The organism is Streptococcus infantarius subsp. infantarius ATCC BAA-102, from assembly GCF_000154985.1.
GTDB lineage: Bacteria > Bacillota > Bacilli > Lactobacillales > Streptococcaceae > Streptococcus > Streptococcus infantarius.
Map to the genome: position 1 here is coordinate 22,897 of NZ_DS572687.1, position 12,744 is coordinate 35,640.

Sequence of the window (12,744 nt, forward strand, 5' to 3'; positions counted from 1 at the left end):
TCTATTCGTAATTTAGTTTTATTCTATCAAAAATTGCTGAAAATTAACGTTTTTTTGCAATAAGCTTCACGTAAACAAGTGTAAAAATGTTGTAAACTTACTTTACATCACTGTCAACGACAGTTTTTTTCATAATTATCACAGACAAGACTACAAGCAAAACCAAAGATAGCATAAAGTTGATTGCCATGACTGCTGAAACAGACATTTGCTTCACCATAAAACTTAATATGCATAGTAGTAAAACACTTCCTATACGACTTACTGTTGACTTAAATGAAATCAAAGAAGAAATATTCTCAACAGAAACCATTTTGTTAAATTGATAATTTAAAATAAATTCAATCACATAAAAGACAAAAACAAATATGAAATAAGCTGTCAAGAAAATCTCAATCTTCCCTAAAAAGAATGTCAACGGTAGAAAAACAATCAACGGACTGAACTTAAGCACACCAGCATACTTTTTAACACCATCAATGTTGATAGAATATGAAAAAAGCGTGATGACTTGAAAAGTAATATAAAAGAACGGAAAATACTGACTATCAATCCCCTTGCTTAAGAAAAATGATTGCCAAAGCTGAAAATGTGTCTGAAAGAAAATCTGAGTTAGAAAATCAAAAATTAGAATTAAACTCAAACGTGGCTGCTTGCGAAGTTCTTTAAAACTATCAGTAATTTGCTTTTTCAAAACCATTACATGACTATCTTGTAGTAAGTCTGACTTTGTTGTTTCCTTAAAAAAGAAAAAACTGATAAGGGTTGAAGCCACAAGAAAAACTGTTCCTAAGACATAAATGTTAATCCCGATAAAGTGATAAAGAATCCCACCTAAACTACTTCCTAGTAAGAGTCCAACGATTTCTAGACGATTACTTAAGGCCAGAAATTTTCGAAGTTCTGCTCCATGGTGTGCTAATTTAAGCTGATTAATAATGTAAGCATCAAGCGTTCCACTATCTAAAGCTGCGGCAATCCCGTAACAAAACCAAGCCGCAAAAATCAAGTAAAACTGATTGCTAAATAGCACAATCAAAAACATGATGATTAAAAATAGCTTTGACAGGCTGTAAAGATTTTTTCTGGAATAATTATCTGCTAATAGTCCACTTGGAAATTCAAATAAGACGATAGCAATACTATAAGCTGACTGAATGATTAGAATTTGTGATAAACTTAAACCTTTTGCTAATAAAATTACTGTCAAAATAGAATGCGGCAGCGAATAAGCCACACTAACCAGAAAATTTGATAGTAAAAAAACTAATGTGTTCCTTTTTATACTTAAACTTTCCATATCCCCCACCAATCCTTCACAGAATTTTCTTTACAAAATACCTTATTTCACTAATACTGTCAAGATGTTTTACAGATAATTGACAAGAGTGTCAAAAAAAGCCACCTGACACTATCAGATGACTAAATTGATTTAAAATCACAATCTACTTCATGGTCATTTACCAAACCTGCTGCCTGAAGAAAAGAATAAACACAAACAGGACCTACAAATTTAAAGCCACGTTTTTTTAAATCCTTAGAAAGATTTTCAGATAAAGGCGTGCTAGCTGGAAAATTCGCGTAATCCTCCACCTTATTTACGATAGGAGCGTAACCACCCCAACGCCAAAGATACTCATCAAAAGAGCCAAACTCTTTCTGAATCTTGATAAAAGCTTTAGCATTTGTACGTGTCGCATAAATCTTACGACGATTTCGAACGATTGCTGGATTTTGAAGAAGAACCTCAAGTTCATCATCAGACATCTGCGCTACCTTTGCCACATCATAATCATAGAAGGCTTGGTTAAATGAGGCGCGTTTATTAAGAATGGTCCCCCACGAAAGACCAGCTTGATAAGTTTCAAGGCACAAAAGTTCAAACAATGCTTGATCATCATGCAATGGTTTTCCCCACTCCGTATCGTGGTAAGCAACATATAAAGGATTACTTTCCTTTACCCAACTACAACGTTTCATGTGAAACATCTCCTAAAATTCCTTGATTCTTAGCCTTTCATCAGCATCTTAAGGCTTGATTTGATGTATTGTTCTGCTGTTTCATTTGTGCCTTCAAAGAACTTACGAATTTTCTTAAGCTCTGCTGCTTTGTAGCCAAGTGCCAAAAGAGCTTCCATGGCTTCTTCAAGCTGCTCGTTTGCTGCCGCTTTGGTCTGAGAAACTTTGCCATTTTCCACAGAAACATCGACGAATTTTCCTGCCAAATCCAATACCATTTGTTGGGCAGTCTTTTTCCCGATTTTCGGAAATTTCATCAAGTATTTGATGTCGCTTGTGTCGATAGCATTGACCAAACCTTCATTATCATCCACTGCGATAATAGCTAGCGCAGTTGTAGGACCAATCCCAGAAACTGAAATCAGATTAAGAAAAACAGCCTTTTCGTCTTCAGTATGAAAGCCAAACAAAAGTTGAGCATCTTCACGAATTACTTGATGAAGGTAGACTTGGATATCCTGATTCATCAAATCTGAAAAGCTGTAAGGATTAGCAACATTGACAATATAGCCTAATCCCCCTACTTCAATGACAATGTATTTCGCAGTAATTTTAGTTAATTTTCCTTTGATATAATCGTACATTTAGTATTTTCCTAACTCTCTTAAACTTGTGTGATTTTCTTGAATACGACGGAACATTTTTTCCATGTCTGACTTGGTAAAATTAACAAGTACTGGACGTCCGTGTGGGCAGTTATAAGGGTTCTTACATTGAGATAATTGAACAATGAGTTGTCGGGCTGAATAGTCATCAAGTGTATGGTTAGCCTTGATTGATCGTTTACATGACATCATAATCGCTAACTCAGCGCGGTATTTCTTGACAGAAACTCCATTGGTCAACAGCAACATGTCGCACATTTCATAAACAGCTGTCTCAATCTCCTCTTCCTTCATCCAAATAGGATGCTCGCGAAGGATAAAAGTATTATTGCCGTATGGTTCTAAATTAATGCCAACTTGCTTTAGAAGCTCCATTTTTTCTTGAATTTTGATGAAATCTGCCCCAGAAAACTCAAATAGATATGGCATCAGCAACTGTTGTAATGAATCATCAACTTCGCCAATTTTGTCACGATAATACTCATACTTGACACGTTCCTGAGCCGCATGCTGGTCAATGATATAAAGCCCACCATTGCCTTGCGCAAAAAGATAAGTGCCGTGCATTTGCCCAAAGTACTCTAACTCAGGGAAAGTAGAAACTTCCTCCTTATCAAGACTTTCAATCATGCGATTGATTTTCGTTTTATTTTTAAAATCAAGATCATCATGCTCATCATACGCTTGACCTGCCAATGAACGCTGTGCATACCTAACTGAAGATTGCTTGTCAACTTGCTTGACAGCTTTGTCAACCTCATTAAATAACTGCGCTGGCTCTTCTTCAACCGTATCTGATTTCACAAAGAAATCGTGACGTTCCTTATCATAGTAAAGGTTGGTTTGTTTTAAAGGCAGACTCGTTTGCTGAGGTTTTGAAAAACCTCGAGTACTTGACTTAGCTAGATTTTCAAGAGCATCTGGAATCAAATCTTGCTCACGCAAACTCTCTGCAATAGCTGAGCTAATTAAGCCCATGAGTTCTTTTTCTTTTGAGATACGAACTTCTTGTTTAGTTGGGTGAACATTGACATCGGCAAGATAAGGGTCGATTTGAATGTCAATGACCGCAATTGGGAAACGACCAACCATCAATTTTGATCCATAACCATCCAAAATCGCACGGTTGAGCAAGAAGTTTTTGATGTAGCGACCATTAATTAAAATGGTAATGTAATTGCGATTTGCACGCGTCAATTCTGGTAAACTAATATAACCTGAGACTTCAAAATCAAGGTCAGCATTTGAGATTTCAATCATTTTCTTAGCTGTATTTAAACCGTAAATACCAGCGATGGCTTGACGCAAATCACCTGTCCCAGAAGTCGTTGTCATTTGACGACCATCATTAATCAAAGTAAAGGCAATTTCTGGGTGAGCTAGGCTCAAGCGATTAACCACATCAACGATATGAGCCAACTCTGATTGCAAGCTCTTCATATATTTGAGACGAGCAGGAGTGTTGTAAAAAAGATTTTCAACGGTAATTTTTGTCCCGACAGGTGTTGAAATTGCTTCTTGTCGCTCAATCTCGCCCCCCTTTGCCACTAAAAGCGTTCCATAGTGTTCATCAGCAGTCGCTGTTTTCACTGTAAAGTGGCTAATTGAGGCAATGGAAGGAATGGCCTCACCGCGGAATCCCAAAGTTCTGATACGAAAAAGGTCAGCTTGGCTTTTAATCTTACTTGTAGCATGGCGATGCAAACTTAAAGCCACATCCTCTTGAGAAATTCCCTCACCATTATCAGTGACTTGAATATTCTTAAGACCTGATTCTTCAATCTCGATGGTAATCTGACTACTTCCAGCATCAATCGAATTTTCAACCAATTCTTTAACCACACTGGCCGGTCGTTCAATCACTTCACCTGCAGCAATCTGGTTGGCCAAAACCTCTGGCAACTCAATAATTTTGCTCATAATTTATCTGATAGAATGCAGTTTTGAAGCGGCATTCCTTTTCCTTTCATTCAGGATTGTTTACCTTTAATTATAACACAAAGTAAAAAGGCAATCTGCTTTTAGATTGCCTCTTACTTTTATAACATGTTTTTCAATTCATAAATGACATTCATAGCTTGCATTGGTGTTAGATTCATCAAGTCCACTTTTTTAAGAGCTTCAATCACTTCTTGGTTACTTGAGTCATCTGCAAATAAGCTAAGCTGCTCTGCAACAGGTTCTGCCGCTTCTGTCTTCACTTGAGTTTTCTCTTCAGTTTCTGCTGTCAAATGAAGCTGCGCAGCACCTGATTCGAGATTGGTTAAAATACTATTTGCTCGTTGCAACAAATCTTCTGGCAAACCTGCAATTTTCGCAACGTGAATACCATAAGATTTGTCAGCTGGTCCTTCTGCGATTTTATGAAGGAAAGTCACATCACCATTACGTTCAAGCGTTGCAACATGGACGTTGACAAGGTGTGTCAAGGCAGTTGACAGCGATGTCAACTCATGATAATGGGTCGCAAACATGGTCTTAGCACGAATGTGATCGTGGATATACTCAATAATAGATTGTGCTAAAGCCATTCCATCGTAAGTTGCTGTCCCGCGTCCCAATTCATCAAAGAGAATCAAAGATTTTTCACTGGCTCGTTTGATGGCTTGGTTGGCTTCCATCATTTCCACCATAAAGGTTGATTGACCTGAAATCAAATCATCCGCCGCACCAATACGTGTGAAAATCGCATCAAAAACGGGAAGACTGACACTCTCAGCAGCAACGTATGACCCCATCTGCGCCATGATAACCGTCAAAGCTAACTGACGCATATAAGTTGACTTACCACTCATATTTGGACCAGTAATCAGCTGAATATTAGTATTTCTGCCAAATGTGATGGTATTTGGGATATATTCTTGCGTACCCATGACTTTTTCAACAACCGCATGGCGACCTTTTTCAATCTTTATTTCATGGCTATCATTAAAGCTTGGACGAACATAATGGTTGTTTTCCGCAACCACTGCCAAACTTTGCAGAACATCGACTGTAGAAATAGCTTTTGCCAAATCTTGCAGACGTGAAATATAACGTTCCACCTGTGCGCGAACGCGCATGAAAATATCGTATTCCAGACTCGCTGATTGCTCACGCGCCTCAAGCATTTCACCTTCAATTTTAGCTAATTCTGCCGTACCAAAACGCTCTGAATTCTTCAAAGTTGCTTTACGGAAGAAGTAATCTGGCACCAAAGAAAGGTTAGAATTTGTTACATGGAAATAGTAACCATCTTTTTTATTGTAATCAATTTTTAGGTTTGTAATACCACTTGCCGCACGTTCTTTGGCTTCAATCTCAGCAATCCAGCTTGTCCCTTCGCGCATGACTTTACGATATTTGTCCAAAGTCTCATCAAAACCAGTTCTGATAATACTTCCTTCCGTAATCACTGCTTGAGCATCTGGGTCAATAGCAGAGCTAATCAATGACTCTAGCTCTGGTAAAGTGTCAATGCTGTTGACAAGCTTGTCAAGGTAAGGACTATCAAAAGATTCCAAGATAGCTTTAATAGTTGGCACTTGTCCCAAAGTGTGACCAAGTTGAAGCAAATCTTTTGGATTGGCTTTTCCAAATGACACACGACTAGCCAAACGCTCAATATCATAAACGCCTTTTAGACTGTCCGTCAAATCACTACGTTCAAAGAAGTTGTCTAAGAAAACTTGGACAATATTTTGGCGTTCCTCAATTTGTTCTTGATTAACCAATGGACGATCAATCCAGTTACGCAACAAACGCATCCCCATAGCCGTCTTAGTTTCATCAAGCAACCAGTAAAGACTACCGTGCTTCTTGCTTGTGCGGGCATTTTCTAGTAAATCAAGACTTGATTTTGTCGTATAAGACATTTGAAGATAGTCTTTGATTTCATAGTGAACCAGCTTTTGCAGGTGACTGAGTTCACGTTTTTGTGTCGTATGAACGTATTGAAGTAATTTTTCAGCAGCAGAAATCTCTAACGCTGTTAAATTCAGGTCAATCAAATGCACATCTTCATAGCGCTCTTGCTCAAACGATAATAAGAGATTGAGTTGTTTAACCAAGCTGTGTTGCTCATCTTCAGAAAGGTCATAACCAACCACGATTTCACGAGCCTTGAGGTTTAAAATCTCACTTTTTAGGCTTGTAAAATCAGACAAACTTGTCGCGTAAAACTCACCCGTTGACACATCCATATAAGCCAAACCAAAGTTTTTGCCATCAGAATCAATAGCTACCAAGAAATTATTAGCATTATCTGGCTTAGAAGAATCAACCGCTGTCCCTGGTGTAATCACCTGAACGACTTCACGCTTAACCACACCAACTGCCTGCTTCGGATCTTCCATCTGCTCAGCAATGGCAACCTTATACCCCATCTCAACTAAGACATCAATGTATTGTTGGGCTGAATGATAAGGAACACCAGCCATTGGAATAGGATTGTCAGCATTTTTATTACGACTAGTTAAACTAATCTCTAAAATCTGTGCCGCCTTAACAGCATCCTCATAAAATAGTTCGTAAAAGTCTCCCATGCGGAAAAGTAAAAAAGCATCTGGATAGTCTTTTTTGACATCCAAATACTGTTGCATGCCTGGAGAAATTTTATCTTTTGCCATTACTTAACTCCTCGTTAATTTTCGTTTCCAAGCTATTTGTAATATATTGAACTAGGTCACTGGCATCCTGCATTTTTGCACGATAATCTTTGACAATTGGAAGGTCTGATAGTTCTTCTTGCAACTGGTCAGCTTGCTCACCAGCTTTTTTCTCAGCGTGCGCTTTATCAATCTTGTGAAAAAGCACAGCCTCCTGCTGATAAGCCTTCATATCTTTGATCAATTCTTCTAGTTCTGGAAAGTCCTTTATTTTTTCTTCAGCCTTTTGAAATTCGATGACGCTATCATGCTTTTTTATGACTTCTAGCAATCGTTCTACGGCTTCTTCATAGTTGCTCATAAGCCTGTTGACAAGTCACTTTCAAAGGCTTTTGCTGTTTCTTCATCTTTACAAATGACCAACAAAGTATCAGCGCCAGCCACAGTTCCTAAAATTTCAGCGATATCGCTGCTGTCAATCAAGTTGGCTAAAACATCAGCTTCCCCAAGATTAGTATGAAGCACAAGCATGAAACCAGCACGAGCCACTTTCAAAATATATGAGCGAATGTTAGCTCCAAAAGTGGTCTCTGACGTTTCAGACAAACTGTAATAAAGTTTTCCAGAAGCATCGCGCAATTTCAACAGTCCAATTTCACGAAGGTCACGTGACAAGGTCGCTTGAGTGACGTTAATGCCTTCTTCCTGCAAATGTCGCTTGATTTCCTCTTGTGTGCCGATATGGCCTGATTGAATCAAACGTTTGATTCGATTTTGACGTTCTATTTTATTCATTTAACTTTCCCTTTGTGTATATTTATCCTTAAAATTATACCAAAAAAATGGAATTTTTTCACCTTTCCTTGGGCTATCTTCCTTATAAAGTCTTAATTTTTACTCCTTCAAACGTTTTCTTGTCACTTGCCTCGTTTATTTCTTATTTTTATGTTAAAATAATGTGACTAACTAATTTAGGAGAAAATCATGGATACTAAACGTACAATTGCAGAACGCATTCACACTATTGTTCCAGAATTAGACCAAGAACAAATTGTTAATCTGCTTGAAGTGCCAAAAAATTCTGATATGGGGGACCTTGCCTTTCCAGCATTCTCATTGGCTCGAATCCTTCGTAAAGCACCACAAATGATTGCAGCAGAAATTGCTGAAAAAATGGACACAGCTGGTTTTGAAAAAATCGAAGCTGTTGGACCATACATCAACTTCTTCCTTGACAAAAAAAGCATCTCTGCTGATGTCCTAGGGCAAGTTATCGCAAACGGAAGCGACTACGCTAGCCAGGATGAAGGACACGGCCGCAATGTTGCTATCGATATGTCTAGTCCAAACATCGCTAAACCATTCTCAATTGGACACCTTCGTTCAACTGTTATCGGTGATAGCTTGGCTAACATTTTTGAAAAACTTGGTTATAAAGCTGTTAAAATCAACCACCTCGGTGACTGGGGTAAACAATTCGGTATGTTGATTGTTGCCTACAAAAAATGGGGTGACGAAGAAGCTGTTAAAGCTCATCCAATCGACGAACTCTTGAAACTTTACGTTCGTATCAACGCTGAAGCTGAAACTAAACCAGAACTTGATGAAGAAGCTCGCGAATGGTTCCGTAAATTGGAAGCAGGCGACGAAGAAGCTATCTCACTATGGCAATGGTTCCGTGACGAAAGTCTTGTAGAATTCAACCGCCTTTACAATGAACTTGGTGTTTCATTTGATAGCTTTAACGGTGAAGCTTTCTACAATGACAAAATGGATGAAGTTGTCGATATCTTGACTGAAAAAGGCCTTCTTGAAGAATCTCAAGGTGCTCAAGTTGTTAACCTTGAAAAATACGGTATCGAACACCCAGCATTGATTAAAAAATCTGATGGTGCAACACTTTACATCACACGTGACTTGGCTGCCGCTCTTTACCGCAAACGTACTTATGACTTTGCCAAAGCTATCTACGTTGTTGGTAACGAACAATCAGCTCACTTCAAACAATTGAAAGCCGTTCTTAACGAAATGGACTTTGAATGGAATGAAGACATCACTCACGTGCCATTTGGTCTTGTTACTAAAGAAGGTAAAAAACTTTCAACTCGCAAAGGTAACGTTATCCTTCTTGAACCAACAATCGCTGAAGCTGTTAAACGAGCTGAAGATCAAATCAACGCTAAAAACCCTAACCTTGCTGATAAAGAAGCTATTGCTCATGCTGTCGGTGTCGGCGCTATCAAATTCTACGATTTGAAAACAGACCGCTTGAACGGTTACGACTTCGACCTTGACGCTATGGTATCATTTGAAGGTGAAACTGGACCTTACGTGCAATACGCTCACGCTCGTATCCAATCAATCCTTCGTAAAGCCAAGTTTACACCATCTGTAAACGACGTTTACAGCCTTGATGATGCTGAAAGCTGGGAAATTGTGAAACTTATCCAAGACTTCCCACGCATTATCAAACGTGCAGCTGACAACTTTGAACCATCAATCATTGCAAAATTCGCTATCAGCCTTGCACAAAGCTTCAACAAATACTACGCACACACACGTATCCTTGACGAAAGTCCAGAACGTGACAGCCGTCTAGCCCTCAGCTACGCAACTGCTACAGTTCTTAAAGAAGCACTTCGTCTTCTTGGCGTTGAAGCACCAAACGAAATGTAATCATTTCTGACAATATATAAAAAAGAGAGTTGGAATCTGTCCACTCTCTTTTTTCTTGATCTTTTTGAGCTAAAATAATAAACTATTGCCATAATCATAAAGGAGATTTTTATTATGACAAGGGAAAATCATCTCATGGAATTGCTCGGTAAAGCTTATGCTAGCTTACCTGATAGCGAACCGAACCTCTAAAAGCAGACATCTTTGCACTTGCTAAAGATTTGGAAAAAAACGAACACGATCAACTAGCACGTACCAAACTGGCTCATGCCATTTCTATGTATTTGCTAACGCATAAACTCAAGACATCACCTGAAATTACAGCACTTTACAAAGAAATTGCTGACAGCCCTGAAAAATATAAAGGTCATGCCGCTACTGCTATTATGCTAGGCAGCCTCTTTCATCCATAGTCAAAAAGACCATTTTAACGGTCTTTTTTTACGCTTTCTTCTGGTCATTTAACCAATCAAAGATATTGTGATAGGTTTTCCCTGAGACTTTAGTTGTGCTTGTGCCGCCTTTTCCTTTATTACTTGGAGAAAAGCCTGATAAGTCTTTCGCACTTTTGATAGCAGAGGCATCCTGCACCCCTGACACTTGGTCTTTAAAGAAATAAATCCAAGACAAATGCCCAATGTAAGAGACACCTTGCATGTCTGTTCCCTCGACACTTTCAAAGTAAGAAAACCACTTGTTCTCAGCTCCACTATCTAGCAAAGTCTTATAAATAGGCAATGAATAATCCTTTGGATTGACAATAGTGTCATTGGCTGCGTGAATAAACCACATTGGTGTCTCTTTTAACGCTAGCATTTTTTCCTCATCAAAATAAAGGGCATCTTTACGAATGAAGCTATTAGAAAAAGGTGAAGTGGCGTATGAACCGTCAGCGTTTCTCTCATATTGATAATAAGAATAGGCTGCCGCTTGAGGAACTAGAGCCGCAAAATAACCAGGATTTGAAATAGCAAGATTAATCGTCATGTAGCCACCATTTGAACAACCTGCTAGGTAAATGCGATTGGTATCCACAGCAGGCGTACTCGCAACATAATTTTTGATGATATCCATCAGAATCTCTGTGTAACACGAATCGCCAGCGCCAGCACCATTGTTCCCATCGCCCTCATCCATCCAATATGTTGGGGTTTGAACCGCTAAAACATAAAGTCCTTTTTGATCATTTATTGAAAAATGCGATTGAATCTCAGGTCTTGCAAGAGCTACAACTTCATTTCCAAGAAGGGTAATGTCCGTGTCTACCCCACCTTCACCTTGACCATGCAACCAGATTAACAAAGGAAAACTTTCTCCCGATTTTAAGTGCTTAGGTTCGTAAGCCACATAATGAAGGGTGAGTTTTTCTGTTTGCTTCGTTAATGGATTGAGGTAAGTCCCAGAATAAAAGCCACGCTTATTAAAGACATCAGTATCAGGTGATAGACGGTTATGAATAATATCATAGCTTCCAGATAGTTCAGCCACTTCACCGTCACAAATTACCTCTAATCCATTTATAGTAACTGGATAATCTTCCAACCAAGTGTTATGCAAGGTTTCTAGATTGTAATAAAATGGACAAGCTATAGCTGCATTTTTCTGATTATCAAAAGTCACTGGCATTTTGATAACTAGATACTCACTGGCACTGCTGACTTCTTGTCCCTTATCATCTGACAAGTACACTCTACTAATCTGACGTTCTTTACCTGCAGTCCTGACTAGGAGCTTATCAGCAACAACTCCTGACACTTTATGCGTTAACTGTACCAAAAGTTTTGGAACACCTGGTCCACATTCATAACCTTTAATAATCATGGAAACTTTGGCAATTGTGATATTAATTCTTTTTGCCATCTCAAATCACTCCTATGCATTGTAATCGTTTTCTTTAGTTTATGAATTTTCCGCACTTATGTCAATCAAAAAAAAGACGGGTGAAATCACCTCGTCTTTTTGACTATTTATCGTAGTTGTTTCTTCTGATTTTAAAGTCAGAAGAAACAACTTCGTCAACATCTATAATGGAAATAAAAGCATCTGGATCCAAATCAGCCATGATAGCTTTGACATTACGAACTTCACCTGGATTCAAAACAACGTACAAGATATTTTTTTCATTTCCTGAGTAAGCCCCTTGTCCATTTAGGTAAGTGACACCACGGTTAATACCATTCAAAATAGCATCCGCAGCTTCTTGCGATTTTTGGGTAATGATAATCATACCACGTACTGTATAACCACCATTTTGCACAATTGTTAGCACTTGGCTGTACACAAAACTTGCTACCAAAGTGTAAAGCATGTGTTGCAAATCAATGTAAACAAGTGACGCTGTCAATACAAGGGCATCCACAAATAGAAGCGTTTGACCTAATTTAAAGCCAAATTTTTCCTCAATCACGCGTCCAATGATATCTGTACCACCTGTCGTTGCACCATATCGAAAAACCAGTCCACTACCTGCACCAGCAAATAAACCAGCAACAACAGCAACCAACATCATGTCATTTTGTAACACAATTTTCACTGGTACTTGTTGCCAAAACCAGATAAAGAAGGAAAGTAAAACTGTCCCATAAATGGTCAAAGCTAATGATTTTCGCCCCAAAACTCTAGCTCCCATGATAAACAAAGGAATATTTAAAATGAGAGAAGTATAAGCTGGGTCAATTTTATAAAGCGCATGGATAATCAAGGTTACCCCTGCAACTCCACCTTCAGCAAGAGCGTTTGCCATATTAAATTTAACAAAACCAAAGGTATACATTGCTACACCAAGAGCAATCAACAATAAACTTCGTACTTGTCTAAGCTTTTGAGCCATATTACACTCCTCCTAAAACTAATTATAG

At 38.5% G+C, this 12,744-nt stretch carries 11 protein-coding genes; 2 read left to right on the plus strand and 9 right to left on the minus strand.

Going from position 1 to position 12,744, the window contains the following annotated elements; translation table 11 throughout:
- Positions 1 to 97 precede the first annotated feature (97 nt).
- From STRINF_RS02395 to argR, 7 genes are all read right to left on the minus strand, one after another.
- Positions 98 to 1,300 (minus strand): MFS transporter, encoded by a 1,203-nt coding sequence (locus tag STRINF_RS02395; RefSeq protein WP_006531417.1) that lies wholly within the window; start codon positions 1,298 to 1,300, stop codon positions 98 to 100.
- A 122-nt stretch (positions 1,301 to 1,422) separates the two neighbouring features.
- On the minus strand, positions 1,423 to 1,980 hold the full coding sequence (locus tag STRINF_RS02400; RefSeq protein WP_043878298.1) for a DNA-3-methyladenine glycosylase I: 558 nt from the start codon (positions 1,978 to 1,980) through the stop codon (positions 1,423 to 1,425).
- 29 nt (positions 1,981 to 2,009) lie between these two features.
- Positions 2,010 to 2,603, minus strand: coding sequence for a Holliday junction branch migration protein RuvA (ruvA, locus tag STRINF_RS02405; protein ID WP_006531419.1), 594 nt, complete (start codon positions 2,601 to 2,603; stop codon positions 2,010 to 2,012).
- The gene (gene mutL, locus STRINF_RS02410; protein WP_006531420.1) at positions 2,604 to 4,544 is read right to left on the minus strand and encodes a DNA mismatch repair endonuclease MutL; all 1,941 of its coding nucleotides are present in this window, start codon (positions 4,542 to 4,544) and stop codon (positions 2,604 to 2,606) included.
- A gap of 119 nt (positions 4,545 to 4,663) precedes the next feature.
- A complete protein-coding gene (gene mutS, locus STRINF_RS02415) occupies positions 4,664 to 7,231 on the minus strand; it encodes a DNA mismatch repair protein MutS (RefSeq protein WP_006531421.1) in 2,568 nt (855 codons plus the stop codon).
- Positions 7,218 to 7,571, minus strand: coding sequence for a YlbF family regulator (locus tag STRINF_RS02420; RefSeq protein WP_006531422.1), 354 nt, complete (start codon positions 7,569 to 7,571; stop codon positions 7,218 to 7,220). Before STRINF_RS02420 ends, mutS begins: the two co-directional genes overlap by 14 nt.
- Positions 7,568 to 8,005, minus strand: coding sequence for an arginine repressor (gene argR, locus STRINF_RS02425; protein WP_006531423.1), 438 nt, complete (start codon positions 8,003 to 8,005; stop codon positions 7,568 to 7,570). The genes STRINF_RS02420 and argR overlap by 4 nt, the downstream gene beginning before the upstream one ends.
- Positions 8,006 to 8,194: 189 nt before the next feature.
- Between argR and argS the strand changes: the two genes are divergently transcribed.
- Both argS and STRINF_RS10430 read left to right on the plus strand, forming a co-directional pair.
- A complete protein-coding gene (argS, locus tag STRINF_RS02430; protein ID WP_006531424.1) occupies positions 8,195 to 9,886 on the plus strand; it encodes an arginine--tRNA ligase in 1,692 nt (563 codons plus the stop codon).
- 221 nt (positions 9,887 to 10,107) lie between these two features.
- Entirely contained in the window at positions 10,108 to 10,299 is a 192-nt protein-coding gene (locus STRINF_RS10430) for a bacteriocin immunity protein (RefSeq protein ID WP_006531426.1), read from the plus strand.
- A 28-nt stretch (positions 10,300 to 10,327) separates the two neighbouring features.
- Here STRINF_RS10430 and STRINF_RS02440 read toward each other — a convergent pair whose 3' ends face one another.
- Both STRINF_RS02440 and STRINF_RS02445 read right to left on the minus strand, forming a co-directional pair.
- A complete protein-coding gene (locus STRINF_RS02440; protein WP_006531427.1) occupies positions 10,328 to 11,746 on the minus strand; it encodes a prolyl oligopeptidase family serine peptidase in 1,419 nt (472 codons plus the stop codon).
- Positions 11,747 to 11,849: 103 nt separating this feature from the next.
- Positions 11,850 to 12,716 carry a YitT family protein gene (locus STRINF_RS02445; protein WP_006531428.1) on the minus strand — a complete coding sequence of 289 codons (867 nt, stop codon included), beginning with the start codon at positions 12,714 to 12,716 and terminating at the stop codon, positions 11,850 to 11,852.
- Positions 12,717 to 12,744: the final 28 nt, after the last annotated feature.